Genomic DNA, 22,976 nt, shown 5'->3' on the forward strand with positions numbered 1-22,976 from the left:
TCCAGAGATAACCTGCTGTTGTGGGTCATCGCGAACAACTGCTCACGGCGGCGAGGCGGCTGCTGGAGGAGAAGGGCTACGCGCACATCACCACGCGCGACCTGGTCGCCGCCTCGGGCACGAACCTGCACTCGATCGGCTACCACTTCGGTTCGAAAGCCGGGCTGCTCAACGCGGCGATCGGGGAGGTCTTCGAGCAGTGGACCGACCAGCTGGCCGCGATCGCGATGGCCGACCCGGCCGCGACCCCCGTCGAACGCGGTCGGCGGGCGTGGGCGGCGATGCTGGACAGCCTGCCCTCGACGCGCGACCTCCTGCTGTCCTATGTAGAGGCTCTCGCGCAGGCTGAGCGCACGGTGTCGCTGCGGGAGCAGTTCGCCGAGCAGTACCGGCGCTGCCGGGGGAAGGTGGCGGGGCTCGTGGCGGAGTCGCTCGGCGACGGGGTCGATCCGGCCGACCGCCGCTGCCAGGCGGTGGCCAGCTTCGTGATCGCGATCTGCGACGGGCTTTCGGTCCAATGGCTGCTCGACCCGGACGGAGCACCGACGTCGGAGGAGCTCACCGAGGGTTTGGCCGCGATGTGGTCGGCGTCGTTTCCTCACCCGATCGGTCGATGATCGGTCCGTCAAGCGGCCGTTCGGGCGATCGTGATCTAGCGTTCGGGCCGTGGCCTTGATCTTGAAGCGGGTTGCGGCGCTGGTCGCGGTCGCGATCGGCGCGACGCTGGCGGTGCCGTGGGCGGCACAGGCGGACCCCGCGCCGCTCGCGGGCTTCGACATCAGCGCTTCCCAGGGCGTGCCGGACCTCGCGGCGGCGAAGGCGCACGGCGCCGTGTTCGCGTTCGTCAAGGACACCGCCGGCGTCGCCTACGTCAACCCGGACTACCTGAACCAGTTCCGCGCGGTGAAGGCCGCCGGGCTCATCCGTGGTTCGTACCACTACGCCCGGCCGGACAAGTCGAGCGGCGCGGAGCAAGCGGTCTACCTGCACGACCACGACGGCAAGTGGTTCTCCGACGGGATGAGCCTGCCGCCCGCGCTGGACATGGAGGACACTCCGGGCGCGCCGCCGTGCTACGACATGCCGCCGCAGGCGATGGTGGCGTGGATCCAGGACTTCAGCACCACCCTCGCGCGGCTGACCGGGCACAATCCGATCATCTACACCTCGACGCGCTGGTGGAAGGCGTGCACGGGCAACAGCACCGCGTTCGCGGGCGACCATGTGCTCTGGCTGGCGCGCTACAACAGCGAGATGGGCGAACTGCCGGGCGGCTGGCGTGCCGGGTTCTGGCAGTCCGCGGTGAACGGTCCGCTGCCGGGCAACCAGGACTCGTACTTCGGTGATCTCGGCCAGTTGCGGGGGCTCACGACTGGCGGCTGAGTATCGCGCGTCCCACCAACCGGGAGGTCACGTCCAGACGCGGCTTAGGGTGGAGGGTATGCGCACTTGGTCTTCGGTTTCCCTGCCCCGTGTTCCGGGCACGCCGCGCCCGCTGCGGCTGTTCGACACCTCGACCGGGCAGGTTCGCCCGACCGCACCGGGCACCACCGCGCGGATGTACGTGTGCGGCATCACCCCGTACGACGCCACACACCTCGGGCATGCCGCGACGTACCTGGCGTTCGACCTGGTCAACCGGGTGTGGCAGGACAACGGGCACGAGATCCACTACGTGCAGAACGTGACCGACATCGACGAGCCGCTGCTGGAGCGCGCCGAGCGCGACCACGACGACTGGGTCGTGCTGGGCCTGCGCGAAACGGCGCTGTTCCGCGAGGACATGGAGGCGCTGCGCGTGCTGCCGCCGCGCGAGTTCGTCGGCGCGGTCGAGAGCATTCCCGAGATCGTCGAGGTGATCGCCAAGCTGCTCGCCGACGGCGCCGCCTACCGGGCCGAAGATCCGGAATATCCGGACATCTACTTCGATCATGCCGCGACCGGGCGTTTCGGCTACGAGTCGAACTACGACGGGCCGACCATGTCGCGCTTCTTCGCCGAACGCGGCGGCGACCCGGACCGGCCCGGTAAGCGGCACCCGCTCGACGCGTTGCTGTGGCGCTGCGCGCGGCCGGGCGAGCCGTCGTGGGATTCGGAACTGGGGGCCGGGCGCCCCGGGTGGCATATCGAGTGCAGCGCGATCGCGGTGAACCGGCTCGGTATGGCCTTCGACGTGCAGGGCGGTGGTTCGGACCTGATCTTCCCGCACCACGAGTACAGCGCCGCGCATGCCGAAGCGCTCGCGGGCACGCATCCGTTCGCGCGGCATTACGTGCACGCGGGCATGATCGGCCTGCACGGCGAGAAGATGTCGAAATCGCGCGGGAACCTGGTGTTCGTCTCGCGACTGCGCGCCGACGGGGTCGACACCGGCGCGATCCGGCTCGCCCTGTTCGCCGCGCACTACCGGAGCGACCGCGCGTGGACCGACGCGCTGCTGACCGAGGCCCAAGACCGGCTGCTGCGCTGGCGGGCGGCGTTCGCGCTGCCCGCGGGTCCGGCGGCGGACGGCACGGTGGCGCGGCTGCGGGACCACCTCGCGGACGACCTCGACACCCCGGGTGCGCTCGCGGCCGTGGACGCGTGGGTCGCGGAAGCCTTCCAGCACAAGGGAACGGAGTCCGAAGCCCCCGCCGCCGTCCGCACCGCCGTCGACGCCCTTCTAGGCGTGGCCCTCTAACACCGCCCCCGAGATGGTCAGGCGGGGGCGGGGGTGAGGTGGAGGCGCGAGCCTTGCCAGGAGCGGCGGAGCCAGCGGTCGTGGGAGGCGACGACGACCGCGCCGGGGGCGGTGTCGAGGGCGGCGAACAGTTCTTCGGCCAGGGTGAGCGAGATGTGGTTCGTCGGTTCGTCGAGCAGCAGCACGTCCGGCGGGCGGGCGACGAGGATCGCCAGCGCCAGCCGGCGCCGTTGCCCGACCGACAATGCCCCCGCCGGGCGGTCGAGGTCGCGAGGCTGGAGCAGGCCCAGCTGATCCAGCGGCACGGCGGGATCCGCGGCCGCGTAGAGCTGCCGGGGTGTGCGTGCCGGGTCGGGCAGGACGACGTCCTGTTCGAGCAGCCCGACGCGAATCCCGCGCCGCCGGTGCACGGCGCCGGCCGCCGGGGCCAGCCCGCCCGCGAGCACGGTGAGCAAAGTGGACTTCCCGGCGCCGTTCCCGCCGGTGACCAGCAACCGCGCGGTTTCCGGGACGTCGAGGTGTCCGATGTGGAGCCTGCCGGGCACGTGCACGTCCCGCAGTGACAGGGCGAGCTCACCGGCGCCCGGCCGCCGGGTCAGTGTGGCGGCGAAACGCAGCGGAGCGGGCGGTTTGCGGACCTGGGTGCGGCTCAGCTCGTCGAGGCGCTGCTGGGCGTTGCGCACGCGCCGGGCAACCTGCTTCTGCACGCGGGCGCCTTTGAAGCTGTAGATGAACTTGTCGTTGTCCCTGGGGCCACGGTTGTGCGCGACATTCCGCGCGGTCGCCGTGACCACTTCGCGAAGCTGCTGGAGTTCCTCCTGCTCCTCGGCGTAGCGCTGTTCCCACCGCGCCCGCTCCGCGCGCTTCTGCACCAGGTACGCCGAGTACGCGCCGCCGTAGCGGGTGGGTCCGCCCAGCGCCGGGTCGAGGTCGACGATGTCGGTGCACACCGCGTCGAGGAACACGCGATCGTGTGAGGACAGCACCACGATCCCGCTCAGCGACGACAGGTGCCGCTCCAGGAACTCCATGCCGGCGTCGTCGAGATGGTTGGTGGGTTCGTCGAGCAGGAGCGTTTCCGGTTGCCGGACGAGCAGCGCGGCGAGCCCGAGCCGCGAGCGCTCGCCGCCGGACAGGGTGTCCAGGCGCCGGTCCAGCCCGATCTTCCCGAGGCCGAGACCGGCGCGGACGAGCTCCGCACGGCGGTCGGCGTCCCACAGGTCATGCGCCTGGGCCCACTCCAGCACCTGCCCGTACTCGGTCATCGCCGCCGGGTCCTCGGCCATGCGGGCGGCGAGGTCGTCGAGCCGCGCGGCGGCGGCCCGGATCTCGGCCAGCGCGTCGTCCAGCACGTCGGAAACGGTCGCGTCGCCGGGGAACGGCAGCTCCTGGAGGAGGAACCCGACGTCCTGGCCGGGCTCGACGGTGCCGGCCAGGGGTTCTTCGAGCCCGGCGAGCAGGCGCAGCAAGGTGGTTTTCCCGGCGCCGTTCTCGCCGACGAGCCCTATCCGGCGGCCGGGGCTCGCGGTGAACGACAGCCCGTCGAAGACGACGCGGTCGCGGTAGGAGAAGACGAGATCAAGTGCGCGCATGAAGACATCCCGGGAGAACGCAGGAACCCCGCCGGGCGGTGCCTCGGGCGCGGGGAGGGCAGGACGTCAGTTCTTCATCGCCTGGCCAGGCTATCGCGGCACGCAACCGGTTTTTCGGCGGCTTGACCGGACCGGCCGCGTCTGCAACTCTGAAAGAATTCTTTCGAAAGAGTTCTTTCAGATTGGGGAGACCATGGCCCAGCTGCCGCCACGGAGGCGGATCAAGGACGCGGAGCTGATGCGAGCGCTCGCGCACCCATTGCGCGCGTCGCTGCTGAGTTACCTGATGGCCGCCGGCCCGCGCACCGCGAGTGAGTGCGCGACGGCGGTGGATTCCTCGGCGTCCAACTGCAGCTGGCATCTGCGCCAGCTCGCGCAGTGGGGCCTGGTCGAACGCGTCGAGGCGACCGACGGGCGGGAGCACCCGTGGCGCGCGATGCCCGTGGGCCTCGACTTCGGCGAGCCCGGCGAGTCCCATGAACGCAAGGCACTGGCCGGAACCTGGCTGCGGGAAGACGAGGTCCTCGCGCAGCGCTACCTCGACACCGCCGACGACATCGAACCGGAGTGGCGGCAGGCAGCCGCCGTGAACACCTACGCCCTGCGGATCACACCGGAAGAGCTGGAAGAGCTGAACGCCGCCATCGACGCCCTGGTCCGGCCGTATGTCGCGCCCATCCGGGCAGACGCGCCGCCGGAGGCCGAACCGGTGCACGCGAGCTGGCGCGCCTTCCTGCGTATCGAGGCCGACGGGAGACCGAGCGCGTGACAAGCCCGCTGCGGGACAGGGCCTTCGCGCGCCTGTGGGTCGCGGGCCTGTTCGCCGAGACAGCCGAGTGGATGCTGCAGGTCGCGGTACCGGTGTTCATCTACCAGGCCACCGGCTCGGCCGGCTCGACCGCGCTCACCATGATCGCCGGTGTCCTGCCGATCGTGCTGCTCAGCCCGGTCGCCGGGCACGTGGCCGACCGCTGCGACCGCCGCCTGCTGCTGTGCGCGGTGTGCTTCGCGCAGGCCGCCGTCGCGCTCCCGCTGCTGGCCGCCCGCGGGCCGCTGATCTACCTGGTGATGATCGCCCAGTCCGCGCTGGCGTCACTGTTCGAACCGGCACGCAACGCGCTCGTGCCCGCACTCGTCGGCACCGACCTGGTCACCGCGGCGAACGGCCTGATGGGCATGAACAGCAGCGTCGCCCGGTTCGCCGGCAGCTCACTCGGCGGCGTGGTGCTCGGCTTCGCGGGACTTGGCTGGGTCGTCGGCTGCTACCTGGCGATGCTCACACTCGCGGGCCTCCTGCTGGCGCCGCGCTTCACCGCGGTGACGCGCGGGGAGCGGGCGAACCACGGGTGGTTCGGCGGTTTCGGCCACAGCCCGGTGCTGCGGGTGACCGCGTTGACGGCGGCGTTGATGTCCGTGGCGCAGGGCATGTTCCTGGTGCTGTTCGTGGTGTTCGTGACCGGTCCGCTCGGCGGCGGTGAGGCCGAGGTTGGGCTGCTGCGCGGGGTGCAGGCGATCGGCGGGTTCGCCGCCGGGTTCGCGGTGGCCACCGTCGCGCGCCGGGTCCTGCCCGCGCACCTGCTCGGCTGGGGCGCGGTCGTGCTGGGTCTCGTGTCGCTGGTCATCTGGAACGGGCCGGTCGTCACGGGCGCGCTCGGCGTCTACATCGGACTGTTCAGCGCCGTCGGCGCGCCCGGTGCGGTGACCGGGGCAGGCCTGTTCTCGGTGGTGCAGCAGGAAACCGGGCCGGACCGGCTGGGCCGCGTGTCGAGCACGTTCTTCGCGGGCATGGCCGCCTTCCAGGCGCTCGGCATGCTCGCGGCCGGTGCGCTCGTGGGGCGCATCGGGCTGACGAGCCTGCTGGACGCCCAATCGGCCCTGTATGTGGCCGCCGGTCTGGTCACGCTGGCCGGGCTGCGGCGGCGCCTGGCTACGGTTGAACCGTGCCCAGCCTCTACGCCACCAGCGACCTCCACGTGACCCACCGCGGCAACGAGCCGCTGCTCGACCACGTCCGCCCTGAGTCCGGTGAGGACTGGCTCCTGGTGGCGGGCGACGTCGCCGAACGGATCGAGTCGATCGTCGAGACCCTGAGCACGCTGCGAGAACGGTTCGCCGAGGTGGTGTGGGTGCCGGGTAACCACGACCTGTGGACCACCGGGCGCGACGACCTGGCGCTGCGTGGTGAGGAGCGCTACCGGCATCTGGTCGGGCGCTGCCGCGAGATCGGCGTCCTGACCCCGGAGGACGAGTACCCGGTGTGGGAGCACGCCGGGCGCCCGCTGACGATCGCGCCGATGTTCCTGCTCTACGACTACAGCTGGCGCACCCGCGAGGCCGAGGACATCCCCCTCGAGCACGCGCTGGAGCAGGCGCGCGAGGCCGGGGTCGTGTGCACCGACGAGTTCTTCCTGCACCCCGACCCGTACCCGTCGCGTCAGGACTGGTGCGCCGAGCGGCTCAAGATCACCGAGGCGCGCCTCGCCGCGATCCCCGGGGAACACGGCACCGTCCTGCTTTCGCACTGGCCGCTGCACCGCCACCCGACCGCGCCCCTGTACTGGCCTGAGTTCGCGATGTGGTGCGGCACCACGCGGACCGCCGACTGGCATCTGCGGTACCGCGCGGAGGTCGCGGTGTTCGGGCACCTGCACATCCCGCGCACGACCCACGCGGACGGCGTGCGGTTCGAGGAGGTCTCGCTCGGCTACCCGCGTGAATGGCGCAAGCGCGCCCGCGGGCCGGTGCCGCTGCGGAAGATCCTGTGAGCCAGCAGGGAAGTGGTCACCGCGAGCAGGGCGCCGGGCACCAGGAAGCCCAGCGCCGCGCTGTGGTGGTACAGCGCGGTGAACGCCGCCGGTGACACGGACATCCCGAGGAACCGGAGCGCCGTCACGACCGAGATCGCGCCGCCACCGCCGCCGTTGCCGAGCACGAGCGCGTTGATGCCGACCAGGATCAGTTGCCCGCAGACACCCCCGGCTGCCCACGCCACGACGACCAGCGGGAGTGTGCCCACGACGCCGATCGCGCCCACGGCGACCGCGCCGAGCAGCAACCCCAGGGTGATCGCGAGGCGTGGTCCGTACCGGTCGGAGACCGTACCGGCCAGTCGCGCCGCGACGAATCCGGCGATCCCGAACGCGGTCAGCACCAGGCCGCGCTCGCCCGGCCCGAGGGAGAACGCGTCGTCCACCCGGAACGCGACGAGGAACGGCAGCCCGGCGAGGCACGCCCAGGCGAGGAACATCACGAACCCGGACCACATCACGACCGGCCGCCACGCGTCGCGCAGCCGTGGCGGCCGGTCCGGGACGTGCTCGTCGGGCGGCAGCGGGCTCGCCGTCAGTGCGGTGGCGACCGCCGCCAGCCCGGCGAACGCCCAGCGCCACGAGCCTTCCGCGGCCAGGCCGCCGATCAGCGGGGCGGAGGTCTGGCCGATGGACTGCACCGCGCCGTAGAGCCCGAGCGTGCGGCCGAGCCGCTCGTTCGGCGTGACCGACGCGAGCTTCGTGAGCAGCAGCGGCGTGGTGAACGCGTTCGCCACCCCCTGCAGCCCGCGGCTGGCCTGGAACAGCCAGAACCACGGCGCGATCACGGCGAGCACCGCGACCACGGCGTACCCCGCGTACGCGGCACGGAGCGTGCGCATCGGGCCCCAGCGTTCGCCGAGCGTGCCGGACACGAGCATGAACAGTGCGAACGGCACCAGGTACGCGGTCAGCGAAGTCGCGGCGGTGCTCTGCGAAATGCCGAACGTCGTGCCGAGCTCCGGCAGCATCGAGGCCACCACACCAGCGCCGAACGGGCCGAGCAGACCGCCGACGTACAGTGCGGCGGCGGATCTCACCGGGGACCCGGCCCCGGACCCTCCTGACCCGGCCGGCGGCGCCGCAGGTAGCGCTCGAACTCGGCCGCGATCTTGTCCCCGCTGGACTCGTCGACCGACATCTCGACCTCGGCGTCCCCGCGCTCCTCCAGCGTGCGGACGTAGTCGGAGATCTCCTCGTCCTCCTCGGCCATCTCCGTCACCGTGCGCTGCCACTCCTCGGCCTGCTCGGGCAGGGCGCCGAGTGGCACCTCGACGTCGAGGACGTCCTCGAGCTTGTGCAGCAACGCCAGGCTCGCCTTCGGCGACGGTGGTTGGGAGACGTAATGCGGGACCGCCGCCCAGATCGAGACCGCCGGGATCCCGGCCTGCACGCAGAAGTCCTGCAGGACGCCCGTGATGCCGGTGGGTCCCTGGTAGCGGCTGCGCTCGAGGCCGAACCGCTGGGCGGCCTCGGCGTCGTAGGCCGTGCCGGTCACCGGGACCGGGCGGGTGTGCGGGGTGTCGGCCAGCAGCGCGCCGAGAGTCACCACGGTCGACACGTCGAGTTGCATGATGTGTTCGAGGAGCTCTTCGCAGAACTTGCGCCAGCGCATGTTCGGCTCCGGGCCCTGTACGAGCACGACGTCGTGGTCGTAGCCCGGCGGCCGGCAGATGGACAGGCGGGTGGTCGGCCACTCGACCCGCCGGGTCACCCCGTCCACCATGCGGACGGTCGGGCGGCTCACCTGGAAGTCGTAGTAGTCGTCCGGGCTGACTTCGGCGAGGGGTTTCGCGTCCCAGCTCAGTTGCAGGTGCTCGACCGCCATACTGGCTGCGTCACCTGCGTCGTTCCAGCCCTCGAAGGCGACGACCATGACCGGGCGGGTCGCGTCGCCGGAGGCTTCGGGGCTGGCGGCTGGGTGCTGCTGGGCGTCGGCTGGGTCACTCACCCGACCAGCCTACGACCCGTGCTCCCTGCGTGAGACCGTAGCCTGGACGACATGCCGGATCGCCTGACGTCGCCACTGCTGGACATCCTCGCCCGCCGTGTCGTGGTCGCCGACGGCGCGATGGGCACCGCCCTGCAGGCGCACGATCTGTCGCTGGACGACTTCGCCGGCCTGGAGGGCTGCAACGAGATCCTGAACGTGACCCGGCCGGACGTGGTTCGCGGCATCCACCGCGGCTACCTGGAGGCGGGCGCGGACGCGATCGAGACGAACACGTTCGGGGCGAACTGGGCGAATCTCGGCGAGTACGGGATCGCGGACCGGATCACCGAACTGGCCGAGGCGGGTGCCCGGCTGGCGCGGGAGACGGCCGACGAGTTCGGGGAGCGGTTCGTCCTGGGCTCGGTGGGCCCGGGCACGAAGCTGCCGACGCTCGGGCACGCTCCGTACGAGACGTTGAGGGACGCGTACGTCGAGCAGGTGCGGGGGCTGCTGGCGGGCGGGGTGGACGCGGTGCTCGTCGAGACCACCCAGGACATCCTGCAGACGAAGGCGTCGATCGTGGCCGCGCACCGCGCGATGGCGGCCGAGGGCCGCCGGGTGCCGGTGATCGCGTCCATCACGGTGGAGACGACCGGGACGATGCTGCTGGGCACCGAGGTCGGTGCCGCGCTCGCCGCGCTGGAACCGCTGGGGATCGACCTGATCGGGCTGAACTGCGCGACCGGCCCCGAGCAGATGAGCGAGCATCTGCGCACGTTGTCGAAGTCGGCCCGGGTGCCGCTGTCGGTGATGCCGAACGCGGGACTGCCCGAACTGGGCCCGGACGGCGCGGTGTACCCGCTGTCCCCGGAAGGGCTCGCCGAGGCGCTGAGCGGCTTCGTGCGGGAGTTCGGCGTCGGTCTGGTCGGCGGGTGCTGCGGCACCACCGGGGAGCACATCCGGCAACTCGCGGAGGCCGTGCGCGGCGCCGAACGGCGGGAACGGGAGCCGCATCCGGAGCCCGGGGTGTCCTCGCTGTACCAGGCGGTGCCGTTCGCGCAGGACGCGTCCGTGCTGATGGTGGGGGAGCGCACCAACGCGAACGGGTCGAAGAAGTTCCGCGAAGCGATGCTCGAGGGCCGCTACGAAGACTGCGTGGAGATCGCCCGGGAGCAGACTCGCGACGGCGCCCACCTGCTCGACCTGTGCGTGGACTACGTCGGCCGGGACGGCACGGTGGACATGGGCGAACTCGCCGGCCGGCTGGCGACCGCGTCGACGTTGCCGATCATGCTGGACTCGACCGAGCCCGCGGTGCTCAAGGCCGGTCTGGAACGCCTCGGCGGCCGGTGCGCGATCAACTCGGTCAACTACGAGGACGGCGACGGGCCGGACTCGCGCTTCCAGCGCGTGATGAGCCTGGCGCGCGAGCACGGCGCGTCGGTGGTCGCGCTGTGCATCGACGAGGACGGGCAGGCCCGCACCGCGGAGTGGAAGGTGCGGGTCGCCACGCGCCTGATCGAGGACCTCACCGCGAACTGGGGGATGCGGGTCTCCGACATCATCGTGGACTGCCTGACCTTCCCGGTCTCCACCGGTCAGGAGGAGACCCGCCGCGACGCGCTGGAAACGATCGACGCGATCCGGGAGCTCAAGCGACGCTATCCGGAGGTCCAGACCACTCTCGGGGTATCGAACGTCTCCTTCGGACTCAACGCCGCCGCCCGCCAGGTGCTGAACTCGGTGTTCCTGCACGAGGCGGTGCAGGCCGGGCTGACCACGGCGATCGTGCACGCGTCGAAGATCCTGCCGATGGCGCGGATTCCCGAGGAGCAGCGGGAAGTCGCGCTGGATCTGGTCTATGACCGGCGCCGCGAGGGCTACGACCCGCTGCAGCGGTTGATGGCCCTGTTCGAGGGCGTCTCGGCCGCTTCGTCGAAGGCGTCCCGCGCGGAGGAACTGGCGAGGCTGCCGCTGTTCGAGCGGCTGGAGCGCCGGATCGTGGACGGGGAACGCACCGGGCTCGAGGCGGATCTGGACGCGGCGACGACCGAGAAGCCTCCGCTGGACATCATCAACGACACACTGCTGTCGGGGATGAAGACCGTCGGTGAGCTGTTCGGGTCGGGGCAGATGCAGTTGCCCTTCGTGCTGCAGTCCGCCGAGGTCATGAAGGCGGCCGTGGCGTACCTGGAACCGCAGATGGAAAAGGACGATTCCGGCGGCAAGGGCCGGATCGTGCTGGCCACGGTCAAGGGCGACGTGCACGACATCGGCAAGAACCTGGTCGACATCATCCTGTCGAACAACGGCTACGAGGTCGTCAACCTGGGCATCAAGCAGCCGGTCACCACGATCCTCGACGCCGCGGCGGAGAAGCGGGCGGACGCGATCGGGATGTCCGGGCTGCTGGTCAAATCCACGGTGATCATGAAGGAGAACCTGGAGGAGATGAACTCGCGCGGCGTGGCGGACCGCTGGCCCGTGCTGCTCGGCGGCGCCGCGCTGACCCGCTCGTACGTGGAGAACGACCTCGCCGAGTTGTATCACGGCGACGTGCACTACGCCCGGGACGCGTTCGAGGGCCTGCACCTGATGGACCGGCTGATGGCGATCCGCCGCGGTGAAGCCCCCGCCGCCGACCCGGAGGCGGAGGCGAAGCGCGCCGAGCGCAAGGCCCGGCGGGAGCGTTCCCTGCGGATCGCCGAAGCCCGTAAGGCCGCCGCCGAACCCGTCGAGATGCCCGCCCGGTCGGATGTGGCCACGGACGTGCCGGTGCCGTCGCCTCCGTTCTGGGGCACCCGGGTCGTCAAGGGCATCCCGGTCGCGGACTACGCCACCTACCTCGACGAACGCGCCACCTTCCTCGGCCAGTGGGGGCTGCGCGGCGCCAAGGGCGGCACCGGCCCCAGCTACGAGGAACTGGTCGAGACCGAGGGCCGCCCGCGGCTGCGGTACTGGCTCGATCGGCTCGCCACCGACGGGATCCTCGCCCACGCCGCGCTCGTCTACGGCTACTTTCCCGCCGTCGCCGAGGGCGATGACCTGGTGGTGCTCACCGAGGACGGTGCCGAGCGGTGCCGGTTCACCTTCCCCCGCCAGAAACGCGACCGCCACCTGTGCCTCGCCGACTTCTTCCGGCCCCGCGAGTCCGGCGAGACCGATGTGCTGCCGCTCACCCTGGTGACGATGGGCCAGCCGATCGCGGACTACGCGAACGATCTGTTCGCGGCGAACGCCTACCGGGACTACCTCGAAGTGCACGGGCTGTCCGTGCAGCTGACGGAGGCGCTGGCCGAGTACTGGCACCGGCGGATCCGCGAAGAACTCGTGATCAGCGACGCCGACCCCGAGCGGATCGAGGACTACTTCAAGCTCGCCTATCGCGGTGCCCGCTTCTCCCTCGGCTACGGCGCCTGCCCGGACCTCGAGGATCGCACCAAGATCATCGAACTCCTCGAGCCCGGGCGCATCGGCGTCAAACTGTCCGAAGAGTTCCAGCTCCATCCCGAGCAGTCGACCGACGCCATCGTCTGCCACCACCCCGAAGCCAAGTACTTCAACGCATGAGGAGCACCGTGGACGGCGTGCTGTGGGATATGGACGGCACCCTGGTCGACTCGGAGAAGCTGTGGGACGTCGCGCTCTACGAGGCGGCGGAGTGGCTCGGCGGCCGACTCAGCGAGCGGCAGCGGATGACCCTGGTCGGCTCGAACATGGACGCCACCGCCGCTTACCTGCTCGAGGTCACCGGGCACGAGGTCACCGCGGCGAAGACCGAATCCACCGGCGTGTGGATCCGCGAGCGCACGGCGCGGCTGTTCGACGACGCCCTGCCGTGGCGGCCCGGCGCCCGCGAGGCGCTGGCCGCCGTCCGTGCCGAAGGGCTGCCCTCGGCGCTGGTCACCTCCACCGAACGTTCGCTCACCGAACTCGCGCTCAACACGATCGGCCGCGAGTTCTTCGACGTCACGGTGTGCGGCGACGAGGTGGACGGGCTGAACAAACCCCATCCCGAGCCGTACCGGCGGGCCGCCCGGCTGCTGGGGCTGGACCCGGCGTGCTGCGTCGCCGTCGAGGACTCCGTGCCCGGCGCCGAGTCCGCCGAGGCCGCCGGCTGCGTCGTGCTCGTCGTCCCGAACGACGTGCCGGTCGCGCCGGGGGAGCGGCGGGTGTTCCGCGACTCCCTCGTGGGGATCGACGCCGAGGCGCTTGCCGCGATCTTCCACACCGCGTGACCCCCGCGCGCGACCGGATGGAAGGATCTACAGACCGTGAAGACCTTCGATGAGCTGTTCGCCGAGCTGACCGAGCGCGCGCGGACCCGGCCCGCCGGGTCCGGCACCGTCACCGCACTCGACGCCGGCGTGCACGCACAGGGCAAGAAGGTGCTCGAAGAGGCCGGTGAGGTCTGGATCGCGGCGGAGCACGAATCGGACGATCGGCTCGCGGAGGAGATCTCCCAGCTGCTCTACCGCGTGCAGGTACTGATGCTCGGCCGCGGGCTGAGTACCGAGGACGTCTACCGCTATTTGTGAGGAGTGAAGGTCATGCTGCGGGTCGCGGTACCGAACAAGGGCGCGCTGGCGGAGCCGGCGTCGGAGATGCTCGGCGAGGCGGGCTACCGCCGCCGCCATGACCGCGACCTGACCGTGCTCGACCATGCCAACGAGGTCGAGTTCTTCTTCCTGCGCCCCAAGGACATCCCGATCTACGTCGGCAGCGGCGAACTGGATCTCGGCATCACCGGCCGCGATCTCGCGATCGACTCGGGCGCGCAGGTCGAGGAAACCCTCGCGCTCGGCTTCGGCGCGTCCACGTTCCGGTACGCCGCCCCCGCCGGTCAGGACTGGAAGCCGGCCGACCTCGCCGGCAAGCGCGTGGCCACGTCCTTCCCGAACCTGGTGCGTGCGGACCTGGCGGGGCACGGGGTCGAGGCCGAGGTGATCCGGCTCGACGGCGCCGTGGAGATCTCCGTGCAGCTCGGGGTGGCCGACGCGATCGCCGACGTCGTGGAGACCGGGCGCTCGCTCCGCCAGCACAGCCTGGTGGCGTTCGGCGACCCGATCTGCGTGTCCGAGGCGGTACTCGTGCAGCGCGCCGGGGCGCCGGCGTCGAAGGCGAAGTCGCAGCTCACCGCGCGGCTGCAGGGCGTGGTGTTCGCGCAGCAGTACATGATGCTCGACTACGACTGCCCGCGGACGCTGCTGGAGAAGGCGGTCGCCATCACGCCGGGCGTGGAGTCGCCGACGGTCGCGCCGCTCGCCGACGACGGCTGGGTCGCGGTCCGGGCGATGGTGCCGCGCAAGGAGGTCAACCGCGTCATGGACGAACTGGCCGAGGCCGGCGCCAAGGCGGTGCTGGCCTCCGACATCCGCTCCTGCCGCCTGTGACGGTGCCGTGAGGGGGTCCCTCATGGCGCATACGGCCGTGAGGGACCCCCTCACGGTTCAGCGCTTGCCGTGCGCGGCGACGGAGAGTTCTTCCCAGGCACGCCATTCCGCGAGCCGGGACTCGTAGTCGGCGGTGGCGATGCTCAGCGGGCCGTCACCGAAGAACACCCGCAGCGGCGGGTTCTCGGCGTCGACGATCTCGAGCACGGCCGCCCCCGTGGCGAGCGGGTCGCCCGGCGTCGCGACACGGGCCCGGCGCTGCTCGGCCGCGCGCTCGCGCACCGGCTCGTAGTCCGGCAGGGGCGTGGCGTGCTTCGCCGACGGGCCGCCCCAGTCGGTGGAGTAACCGGCCGGCTCGATGAGCGTGACCTTGATCCCGAAGTACCCGACCTCCTGCGCGAGCGACTGGCTGAACGCCTCCAGCGCCCACTTCGAGGCGTTGTAGATCCCGATGTTCGAGAACGCCGAGATCCCGCCGATCGAGGAGACCTGCAGGAGGTGCCCCGAGCGCTGGGCACGCAGGATCGGCAGCGCCGCCTGTGTGATCCACAGCGCGCCGAACACGTTCGTCTCGAACTGCGCGCGAACCTCCTCTTCGGACAGTTCCTCGATCATGCCGAACTGGCCGTAGCCCGCGTTGTTGACGACTACATCGAGACGGCCGAAGTGCTTCGCCGCCTGCTCGACCGCGGCGAAGTCGGCCGCGCGGTCGTTCACGTCGAGCCGCAGGGGCAGCAGGGCATCGCCGAAACGCTCGCGCAGATCATCCAGCGCCGAAAGGTTCCGGGCGGTCGCGGCGACCTTGTCGCCGCGCTCCAGCGCGGCGATCGTCCACTCGCGACCGAATCCCTTGGATGCGCCGGTGATGAACCAGACCTTCATGAATTCCCTTTCCCAGTACGGGTTTCCGTATGCCATTCGGCCGGCTCGGCGCTGAGCCTGCCCAGGAGGGTGAGCCCGTCCGCGCTCGGGCTACCCGGTTCGGCGCTGTAGACGAACAGCTGCTGCCCGGGGGCGTTCGTCACGCTCAGCGCCTGTGCATGCACCTCCAGCTCGCCGACCAGCGGATGCCGGAACCGCTTGCGCTCGGCCCGGCGCGGCCGCACCTCGTGCCGCGCCCAGTACGACGCGAACGCCGGGCTGCGCACCGTCAGCTCACCGACCACTTCGGACACTCGCGGATCGTCGTGGAACGGCGCGGACGCGGCACGCAGGCTCGCGACCGTGCTGCGGGCCACCGAATCCCAGTCCAGGTAGAACTCGACCGCGGCCGGGTCGAGGAACACCATCCGGGCAAGGTTGTCGAACCGGGCGAACCCGGCGTACAGCGCGGTCGACAGCGAGTTGGCGGCCAGGACGTCGAGCGCGGGCCCGAGTACCGTCGCGGGCGCGTGGATGAAATGCTCCATGAGCGTCCGCAACTCGGGGTCCACTGTGGGCGGCGACACGCGGGTCGCCACCTGCGGGGCGGGCATCGCGAGCCGGAACAGGTGGGTCGCGCCGTCCTCGTCGAGGCGCAGCGCGCGGGCGATCGCGTCGAGCACCTGATCCGAGGGATGCCGCTCCCGGCCCTGTTCGAGCCGGATGTAGTAGTCGGTGCTCACCCCGGCCAGCAGCGCGACCTCCTCGCGGCGCAGCCCCGGCACCCGGCGCTCGCCGTCCCCGGGCAGCCCCGCCTGCCGGGGCGAGACCAGATCGCGGCGGGCGCGGAGGAATTCACCGAGCTCGTTGTCCATACCTTCGAACGTAACCGCCCGCGGCCCGCGCCGCCTGGGTGCGCCGCACCCACCCGGCCCGCTCAGCCGCGCGGGCGCTTGGGGAGCAGGTCGTAGAGCTTCTTGCGGGCGCCGGTGTCGTTCTCGTTGCGGGTCTGGGCGACCGAGGTGATGAAGTCCTCGAACACGAACTCGTCCGCTACCGGGACCGGGACCGGGGCGGGGCTGCTCGTGAGGTACCCGTCGAGGATCCCGGCGATCTCCCGGAAGGCCGCCGCCTGGGTGGTCTCCGGGGCGAAGGTCGTGACCGGCATGCCGTGCGCGGCGGCCTCGTTCATCACGACCCCGAGCGGTACGTGCGGAAGCAGCGGGTACCCGAAGTTCTCCAGTTCCCGCAGTGCCTCCGTCGCGTACGTCGACATGGGACGCCGGTAGAGCCCCGGCACCACGCCGAAGTACGGGATCGCCTCGCGGTCGACGGCCTGCTGCACGTACGCGAGCTGGTCGTTGAGCAGGCGCAGCGCGCGGATGCTCGTCCTGTCCGGCTGGACCGGCACCAGGATCCCGTGCGTCGCGGCGAGCGCGTTGTTGGTCAGCACGTCGAGCGCGGGCGGGCAGTCGATGAGCACGTGGTCGTAGTTGGCGAACTGGATGACGCGGGCGAGCTGCCAGCCGGGCACGCGGAAGCCGTCGAGCCGGCGGATGAGGTCGAACATCCCCGGCGAGGTGGGGATTACGTCGAACGCGCCGCCCGGGCCGATGGTGCTGCGCGGATGGGAGACCACCAGCTCCTCGACCGAGCCCTTCCACGTCTTGGTCAGCGCCTTGGCCAGGCTCGGCGCCTCGGCGGGCGCCTCGGGCAGGCCGAGCATCTCGGTGGTCGCGTGGCCCTGCGGGTCGAGGTCGATCAGCAGCACCCGCCGGCCACGTTCGGCGAGCGCCGCCGCGGCGCCGACGGTCAGCGCGGTCTTGCCGACGCCGCCTTTCTGGTTGACCACCGAGGTGATCTGCACTCGAGCGCTCCTGAGGATCGTCGTTGCGGCCAGGTTAGTCGATCTCGCCAATCCGTCGGGGGACCTGCCGCGGCCGTGTGTCCGGTCAGCGCGGGCGGACCATCAGCGCCTGCGCGCCGAAACCGACCGGCCCCTCGAGATCGCGAAGCGTACTCGCCGCCGTGCCGACGCCGCCGGGGCCGACCGTGGTGGCCGCGTCGAGGCCGATCCACTCGCCCTGCGGCGGGCGTTGCACATGCACCGTCAGCTCGCTGTTGATGAACCACCACCGGCGTGGGTCGAGGAAGCTCGATGCGCCGTTGCCCGAGTCAGCCACCGCGAACAGCCGCTGCATCGGGGTGGCCTCCTCGCCGTCCACAAGCGCCACCCGCTGCCGCCCCCACAATGCGGCCGGGCCCGGCACCTCCAAACCACCCGAGACCGAACGCCATTCGACCGCGTCGAGATAGCCCGCCCGGCCACCCTCGTCGCTCAGCCAGCTCTCCGGCCAGTTCGACGGCGGGCAGTCCTCGGGCTTGGGCCAGCCGCCGCTGGGCAGGTTCGCGACGCCGGGACTTTCGGTGCGGATCAGCCGCCAGGCCGAGGCACGGGCGACGGTCCTCGCGCCCGCGCTGAGCTCGGCGACGAGCAGCTCGACCGAGCGGCCCGGCCGGTCGATCCGCGCCGCCACGCGCAACTCGGTCAGCGGGGCCGGGCCGAGGATCTCGACCGTGACCCGGGCCAGCTCGCTCTCACGTTCGGCCGGGAGCTCTTCCAGCGCCCGGGCGAGCAGCGACGACGGCGGGCCGAAATGCTGGGCGCCGGGCGTCCAGGGCCCGGCCGTATGCACGGTGGGCTGGAACCTGTTTTCGCCCAGCGGAAGGTAGAAAGCGCTTTCAGACATGGTCAGTCCGCCCGGTCCAGCGGGGTTTCCTCACCCGGGTCCGGCTCGGGCCAGCCCGGGTACTCCGGTGGGGTGCCGCCGAAGGACGGGCACCGCGACTGGTGCGCGCACCAGTCGCACAGCCGGCCCGGGCTGGGCCGGAAGTCCCCGGTCTTGCCGGCCTTGAGGATCGCCTGCCAGATGGCTTCCAGCGTGCGCTCGAACCGGCGCAGCTCGGGCTCGTCGGGCGCGTAGGCCAGGGACTGCCCGTCGGTCAGGTACATGAGCTTGAGCTGGCGCGGCACGATCCCGCGCTGCCGCCACAGCACCACGGCGTAGAACTTCATCTGGAACATCGCCTTGGCCTCGCCGATCTCACGCGGGGCCGTGCCGGTCTTGTAGTCCACGACGCGGATGTCCCCGGTGGGCGCGACGTCGAGCCGGTCCACGTACCCGCGCAGGCGGACGCCCGAGTCCAGCTCGATCTCCACGTGCAGCTCGCAGGCTTCGGGCTCCAGGCGCCGCGGGTCCTCCAGCGCGAAGTAGCTGTCGAGCAGCCGGCCCGCGTCGGTCAGCCAGTCCGCCACCTGGCTCTCGTCGTCCTCGGCGAACAGCTCCGTCCACTCCGGCCTGGCCGAGGACAGCTCCGTCCACGCGGGTTCGAGCAGCTCCTTGGCCCGCTCGGGCAGGCGATCGGGCTGGGGCAGCGCGAACAGCCGCTCCAGCACCGAGTGCACGAGCGTGCCGCGCAGCTGGGCCCTGGTCGGCACCTCGGGCAGCCGGTCCACCGCGCGGAAGCGGTAGAGCAGGGGGCACTGCTTGAAGTCGCTCGCGCGCGACGGCGACAGGGCCGGCCGCCGCGCGGCTGGCGCCGGCGCGGTCTCGTCTGTTGCCGTCTGTGTCATGCCCCGCACTCTATGGCAGGGGTACGACAATCCCGCCGCCCGGCAACCTGGTCACCGCGTGTCACGGCCGCCATGACGGTGGTCCCACACCCGGGGCTCTACGCTGGGCGTGTGTCCGCCACCAGCGAGCAGCCGCGCAGCCGGCCGAGGCGATCGTTCACCGTCGCCGACGGCGGCCTGCTGCTGTTCCGCGTCCAGGACGTGCCGGTGCTGCTGGCGCCGTCGTGGTGGATCGGCTCGCTCGTGGTGATCGTGCTCTACGCGCCCATGGTCGACCGCCTGCTGCCCGGCGCGGGGCCGGCCACCTCGTGGCTGCTCTCGGCCGCGTTCGCGATGCTGCTCGGGCTTTCCGTGCTGGCCCACGAGCTCGGGCATGTCGTCGTCGCGCTGCGGCTGGGCATCCCGGTACGGCGGCTGCGGCTGTTCCTCCTCGGTGGACTGTCCGAAGTGGCCAGAACCCCGCGCGAACCCCGGCAGGAGGGGCTCGTCGCGGCCGCCGGCCCCGTCGTGTCGGTGCTGCTGGCGGTGTTCTGCGGCCTGCTGCTGCTCGCGGTGCCCTCGGACACCGCGGCGTGGCTGCTGGTCGCCGAATGCGCGGTCGCGAACCTCGCGGTCGGCGTGTTCAACCTGCTGCCCGGCCTGCCGCTCGACGGCGGCCGGATGCTGCGCGCCGGGGTGTGGGCGCTGACCGGGACCAGGGCCCGCGGGACCAAGGCGGCGGTCTTCGGCGGTGGACTGGTCGCCGCGGCGCTGTTGCTGTGGGCGATCTTCGGGATGGCCGCCGGCAGCGAGGACCGCTGGCTGCGGCTGGGCGTGTCCGTCGTGACGGCGTGGTTCGTGGTGATGGGCGCGGGCGGCGAACTGGCGGCGGAGAACAACCGCAGCTGGCCCGACGGCCTCACGCTGTCCGACCTCGTCCGCCCCGTGCTCCAATTGCCCGCCGAGAGTCCGGTTTCGGACGCGCTGTCCGCCTCGGCGGGGCGCGGGGTGGTGCTCGTGCGGGCCGATGGGGTGGCCGCGGGCCTGCTCGACGAAACCGAGGCGCAGCGCCTGGCCGAAACGTCGCCGCAGGCGCCGGCCGAACTCGCCGCGGAACCGATCCGTGCCGAGACCGTGCTCCTGGCCTCCGAGCCGGGGGAGGAAATCGCCGAGCGGGTGCGCGAGACGGCCGCTTGGCAGTTCCTCGTCGTCGACGACGAGGGCCGCCCGGCCGGCGTGCTGCGGCGGGAGGACCTCCGGCTGGCGCTCGCGCGCCGTCCCCGCTGAACCGCGCCACGCGTGATCTGCGAAGATCGCGGTCCGACGATCGTGGAGGTGCAGTGAGCGGGCCGTTCAGCCCCGGAGACCGGGTGCGGTTGACCGATCCGAAGGGGCGGCACTACACGCTGGTGCTGGCCGAAGGCGAGGAATACCACACCCACCGCGGCGCGCTGCGGCACGACGATCTCATCGGCCGCCCGGAAGGTTCGGTGGTCACCTCCGCGGGCGGCACCTCGTATCTCGCGATGCGCCCGCTGCTCGCGGACTACGTCCTGTCCATGCCGCGCGGCGCGCAGGTGATCTACCCGAAGGACGCGGCGCAGATCGTGATGTGGGGCGACATCTTCCCGGGCGCGCGCGTCCTGGAGGCCGGTGCCGGGTCGGGGGCGCTGACCTGCTCCCTGCTGCGGGCGGTGGGGCCGGAAGGCCGCGTCGTCTCCTACGAGGTGCGCGAGGACCACGCCGGGCACGCGGTGCGGAACGTCGAGCGGTTCTTCGGCCGCCGCCCCGAGAACTGGGATCTTCGGGTGGCCGACCTCGCGGAGCACACCGGCGAGGCCGACCGGGTGGTGCTGGACATGCTCCGGCCGTGGGACATGCTGCCGGCCGTGCACGCGAACCTCGTGCCGGGCGGGGTGCTGGTGGTCTACGTCGCGACCGTGACCCAGCTGTCGACGGTCACCGAAGCCCTGCGGGAACAGCAGGGCTGGACCGAACCCGAGTCGTGGGAGACGCTCCTGCGCCCGTGGCACGTCGTCGGTCTCGCCGTGCGGCCCGAACACCGGATGGTCGCGCACACCGCGTTCCTGCTGACCACGCGCCGCCTCGCCGACGGCGTCACCCCGCCACGGCCGCGGCGCCGGCCCGCCAAGGGCCTGTGACCATGAAGGCCCCGGCTGCCCGGGGCCTTCATACTCAGCCGGTCAGCTGGTCTTGTCGCCCGCGTAGCACCAGACCCCGCCTTCGAACTTGAGCCCGATCTGGAAGTCCTTGGTGCCGGCGGGGCCCTTCGCGGTGGCCGGGACGAACGCGATGTCGCCGGTCTTGTCGGCCGTGCCGTTGATGGTCACCGTGATGCCCTGCGGGATGTCCGGCGCCTTCTGGCCCGTGCTCAGGCACACCGTGTCCTGCAGGGCCTGCCGGTCGGCGTTGTCGTAGGCCTGTGCCACCGCGTTGGCCGTGGCCTCCGGGGTCGACTTGCCGCCGACCGCCGGGGTGCCACTCGACCCCGAAGCGCTGGGCGGCCGGCTGGAACTGGACTTGCCCGTCGCGGGTGCCTTCTGGCTCACGGGCGGCGGGGCCGCGGTGGCGCCGGACTTGTTGTCGTTGCCGGTCAGCAGGATCAGCGCGGTCACCCCGCCGCCGACCAGCACGACCACGGCCGCGACGATGCCGATGATCATCCCGGTCTTCTTCTTCGGCGGCTCGCCGCCGGGGAACTGCCCGTAGCCGCCGAACTGCTGCGTGGGCCCGTCCGGGTAGCCGGGCTGCTGCGGGCCGCCGGGATACCCGGGCTGCGGCTGCGGGCCGCTCTGCGGGTACCCGGGCTGCTGCGGGTACCCGGGCTGCTGCGGGTAGCCGGGCTGGGGCTGCGGGCCGCTGGGCGGGAACCCGCCGCCCGGTGGCGGCTGCTGTCCCCACTGGCCGCGGCCGCCCTGGCCCTGCTGGCCGTACGGGTCCTGCGGCCCCCACTGCCCCGGCTGCTGTGGTGGATAGGTCATCGGGCTCCAGTCCCCTCGGTTCGGATGCGCCCTCGCGGGGCGGGTGCCCGGGTCAGGACCCGTCGATGCACCATTTCTGCCCTTGCTGCCGCATCGGGATGGTCGTGCTCTGTGTGCTCCCGTTATAGGACACGCTCACCTGCGCCGTCGCGGTGGAGCCGCTGATCCGAGGCGAACCGGACATGCTGCCATGCAGGTCGCTCGCCGCCGTCCACTGCCGCTGCAGCTTCGTCACGTCGGTCAGGCTCGGCGTGGTGCACAGCAGGGACGCGTAGCGCTGCGCGTCGCGGCTGTTGAACGCCGCGACCGCCTGCTGGGCCACGCTCGCCGGGCTGCCGGGCGCCGGGGCTTCGCTCCCGCCGGATCGGGTCAGCAGCACCAGCGCGGCGACCCCGCCGCCGACCACCACGACCGCGCCGACGGCGATGCCGGCGATCAGGCCCGTGCGCTTCTTCGGCCGCGGGGCGACCGGGCCTTCGAGGCTGCCGTAGGCCTCGAACGCGCCGGGTGGCTGGCCCCACGGGTCGAACTGCTGCGGGGGCGGGGGCAGCTGCCGTGTGCCCGGCGGGAACCCGCCCTGGGGGGCGAACGGCCCGGCCCCGCTGGGCATGCCGGGGGGTCCGGGCTGGCCGGCCGGCCCGCTCGGCGGGTAGGTCATGCGCTCCTCGCTCCCTGTCAGGTGGCCGTCAACGCTGCCTTCGACGCACCGGAGGCCGGTCTGGTTCGCCCGGCGGCGGAATTCGCCGTGCCGGCGACCGCGTGATCTTAGCGTGGCCGCCGGTGGCTTCCCGGCGAACATCGAACCGGACCTGGCAGGAGTTCACTTCGTGGGAAGTTCACCGGACGGCCGGTGTGGGAAAGCGCTCTCCCGGCGCCGCGCGGCGGCCCCGGCCCGCCCACCCTGGCGAACGAGGAGGCGTTTTTCCTTGGTTTGAACGGCTTTCCCGCGGGCACTCGTCCAGATGAACGTCCTGTAAAGCCTTGGTTGGGTGGTCGTGACATGGGTGACGCGCGCACAGCCCGGTCGGCCGCTCAGCGTTGCCTTGGCTCTACGGAGAGTAGTTCCAGGTTCCCGTTACGGAACACCGTGACGGG

Annotated in this window: 22 protein-coding genes; 12 read left to right on the top strand and 10 right to left on the bottom strand. The window is 71.7% G+C overall.

Going from position 1 to position 22,976, the window contains the following annotated elements; genetic code table 11:
* Positions 1–20: 20 nt before the first annotated feature.
* From FG385_RS15105 to mshC, 3 genes are read left to right on the top strand one after another with little or no spacing between them, the layout of a single operon-like run.
* Positions 21–617, top strand: coding sequence for a TetR/AcrR family transcriptional regulator (locus tag FG385_RS15105; RefSeq protein WP_139097349.1), 597 nt, complete (start codon positions 21–23; stop codon positions 615–617).
* Positions 618–666: 49 nt separating this feature from the next.
* On the top strand, positions 667–1,383 hold the full coding sequence (locus FG385_RS15110) for a GH25 family lysozyme (RefSeq protein WP_235022585.1): 717 nt from the start codon (positions 667–669) through the stop codon (positions 1,381–1,383).
* 58 nt (positions 1,384–1,441) lie between these two features.
* Positions 1,442–2,680 carry a cysteine--1-D-myo-inosityl 2-amino-2-deoxy-alpha-D-glucopyranoside ligase gene (gene mshC / locus FG385_RS15115; protein WP_139097350.1) on the top strand — a complete coding sequence of 413 codons (1,239 nt, stop codon included), beginning with the start codon at positions 1,442–1,444 and terminating at the stop codon, positions 2,678–2,680.
* A gap of 17 nt (positions 2,681–2,697) precedes the next feature.
* Here mshC and FG385_RS15120 read toward each other — a convergent pair whose 3' ends face one another.
* Entirely contained in the window at positions 2,698–4,272 is a 1,575-nt protein-coding gene (locus tag FG385_RS15120) for an ABC-F family ATP-binding cassette domain-containing protein (RefSeq protein WP_139097351.1), read from the bottom strand.
* A gap of 193 nt (positions 4,273–4,465) precedes the next feature.
* Here FG385_RS15120 and FG385_RS15125 point away from each other — a divergent pair, with 193 nt between their 5' ends.
* The 3 genes from FG385_RS15125 to FG385_RS15135 are packed head-to-tail and all read left to right on the top strand — an operon-like array spanning position 4,466 to position 7,037.
* The gene (locus FG385_RS15125; RefSeq protein ID WP_139097352.1) at positions 4,466–5,041 is read left to right on the top strand and encodes an ArsR/SmtB family transcription factor; all 576 of its coding nucleotides are present in this window, start codon (positions 4,466–4,468) and stop codon (positions 5,039–5,041) included.
* Entirely contained in the window at positions 5,038–6,249 is a 1,212-nt protein-coding gene (locus FG385_RS15130; RefSeq protein ID WP_139097353.1) for an MFS transporter, read from the top strand. Before FG385_RS15125 ends, FG385_RS15130 begins: the two co-directional genes overlap by 4 nt.
* Positions 6,213–7,037 carry a metallophosphoesterase family protein gene (locus tag FG385_RS15135; protein ID WP_139097354.1) on the top strand — a complete coding sequence of 275 codons (825 nt, stop codon included), beginning with the start codon at positions 6,213–6,215 and terminating at the stop codon, positions 7,035–7,037. Before FG385_RS15130 ends, FG385_RS15135 begins: the two co-directional genes overlap by 37 nt.
* Here FG385_RS15135 and FG385_RS15140 read toward each other — a convergent pair.
* Together FG385_RS15140 and FG385_RS15145 are read right to left on the bottom strand one after the other, a co-directional pair.
* A complete protein-coding gene (locus FG385_RS15140) occupies positions 6,977–8,119 on the bottom strand; it encodes an MFS transporter (protein ID WP_139097355.1) in 1,143 nt (380 codons plus the stop codon). The two genes, FG385_RS15135 and FG385_RS15140, sit on opposite strands and share 61 nt — an antisense overlap.
* Positions 8,116–9,030, bottom strand: coding sequence for a PAC2 family protein (locus FG385_RS15145; protein ID WP_407645497.1), 915 nt, complete (start codon positions 9,028–9,030; stop codon positions 8,116–8,118). The genes FG385_RS15140 and FG385_RS15145 overlap by 4 nt, the downstream gene beginning before the upstream one ends.
* Before the next feature lie 51 nt (positions 9,031–9,081).
* Here FG385_RS15145 and metH point away from each other — a divergent pair, with 51 nt between their 5' ends.
* The 4 genes from metH to hisG are packed head-to-tail and all read left to right on the top strand — an operon-like array spanning position 9,082 to position 14,405.
* The gene (gene metH / locus FG385_RS15150) at positions 9,082–12,582 is read left to right on the top strand and encodes a methionine synthase (protein ID WP_139097356.1); all 3,501 of its coding nucleotides are present in this window, start codon (positions 9,082–9,084) and stop codon (positions 12,580–12,582) included.
* Positions 12,579–13,250 (top strand): HAD family hydrolase, encoded by a 672-nt coding sequence (locus tag FG385_RS15155; protein ID WP_139097357.1) that lies wholly within the window; start codon positions 12,579–12,581, stop codon positions 13,248–13,250. Before metH ends, FG385_RS15155 begins: the two co-directional genes overlap by 4 nt.
* A 36-nt stretch (positions 13,251–13,286) precedes the next feature.
* Positions 13,287–13,550, top strand: coding sequence for a phosphoribosyl-ATP diphosphatase (locus FG385_RS15160; RefSeq protein ID WP_139097358.1), 264 nt, complete (start codon positions 13,287–13,289; stop codon positions 13,548–13,550).
* Between the two features lie 12 nt (positions 13,551–13,562).
* Positions 13,563–14,405, top strand: coding sequence for an ATP phosphoribosyltransferase (hisG, locus tag FG385_RS15165; RefSeq protein WP_139097359.1), 843 nt, complete (start codon positions 13,563–13,565; stop codon positions 14,403–14,405).
* 57 nt (positions 14,406–14,462) lie between these two features.
* On the opposite strand, the gene FG385_RS15170 is transcribed toward hisG, so the two are convergent.
* The 5 genes from FG385_RS15170 to FG385_RS15190 form a co-directional block, all read right to left on the bottom strand.
* The gene (locus FG385_RS15170; protein ID WP_139097360.1) at positions 14,463–15,287 is read right to left on the bottom strand and encodes an SDR family oxidoreductase; all 825 of its coding nucleotides are present in this window, start codon (positions 15,285–15,287) and stop codon (positions 14,463–14,465) included.
* Entirely contained in the window at positions 15,284–16,141 is an 858-nt protein-coding gene (locus FG385_RS15175) for a helix-turn-helix domain-containing protein (protein WP_139097361.1), read from the bottom strand. The genes FG385_RS15170 and FG385_RS15175 overlap by 4 nt, the downstream gene beginning before the upstream one ends.
* 62 nt (positions 16,142–16,203) lie before the next feature.
* Complete coding sequence (locus FG385_RS15180; RefSeq protein ID WP_139097362.1) at positions 16,204–17,133, bottom strand: ParA family protein; 930 nt, start codon at positions 17,131–17,133, stop codon at positions 16,204–16,206.
* Positions 17,134–17,218: 85 nt separating this feature from the next.
* The gene (locus FG385_RS15185) at positions 17,219–18,016 is read right to left on the bottom strand and encodes a thioesterase family protein (protein ID WP_139097363.1); all 798 of its coding nucleotides are present in this window, start codon (positions 18,014–18,016) and stop codon (positions 17,219–17,221) included.
* 2 nt (positions 18,017–18,018) lie between these two features.
* Positions 18,019–18,900 carry a RecB family exonuclease gene (locus FG385_RS15190; RefSeq protein WP_139097364.1) on the bottom strand — a complete coding sequence of 294 codons (882 nt, stop codon included), beginning with the start codon at positions 18,898–18,900 and terminating at the stop codon, positions 18,019–18,021.
* A 111-nt stretch (positions 18,901–19,011) separates the two neighbouring features.
* Between FG385_RS15190 and FG385_RS15195 the strand changes: the two genes are divergently transcribed.
* On the top strand, positions 19,012–20,166 hold the full coding sequence (locus tag FG385_RS15195; RefSeq protein WP_139097365.1) for a M50 family metallopeptidase: 1,155 nt from the start codon (positions 19,012–19,014) through the stop codon (positions 20,164–20,166).
* A 53-nt stretch (positions 20,167–20,219) separates the two neighbouring features.
* On the top strand, positions 20,220–21,041 hold the full coding sequence (locus FG385_RS15200) for a tRNA (adenine-N1)-methyltransferase (RefSeq protein ID WP_139097366.1): 822 nt from the start codon (positions 20,220–20,222) through the stop codon (positions 21,039–21,041).
* A gap of 42 nt (positions 21,042–21,083) precedes the next feature.
* Here the strand turns inward: FG385_RS15200 and FG385_RS15205 are convergent, their stop codons facing one another.
* Complete coding sequence (locus FG385_RS15205) at positions 21,084–21,881, bottom strand: hypothetical protein (protein ID WP_139097367.1); 798 nt, start codon at positions 21,879–21,881, stop codon at positions 21,084–21,086.
* Between the two features lie 52 nt (positions 21,882–21,933).
* Positions 21,934–22,539, bottom strand: coding sequence for an Rv0361 family membrane protein (locus tag FG385_RS15210; RefSeq protein WP_139097368.1), 606 nt, complete (start codon positions 22,537–22,539; stop codon positions 21,934–21,936).
* Positions 22,540–22,976: the final 437 nt, after the last annotated feature.

It is taken from the genome of Amycolatopsis alkalitolerans, assembly GCF_006152065.1.
Classification (GTDB): Bacteria; Actinomycetota; Actinomycetes; order Mycobacteriales; family Pseudonocardiaceae; genus Amycolatopsis_E; species Amycolatopsis_E alkalitolerans.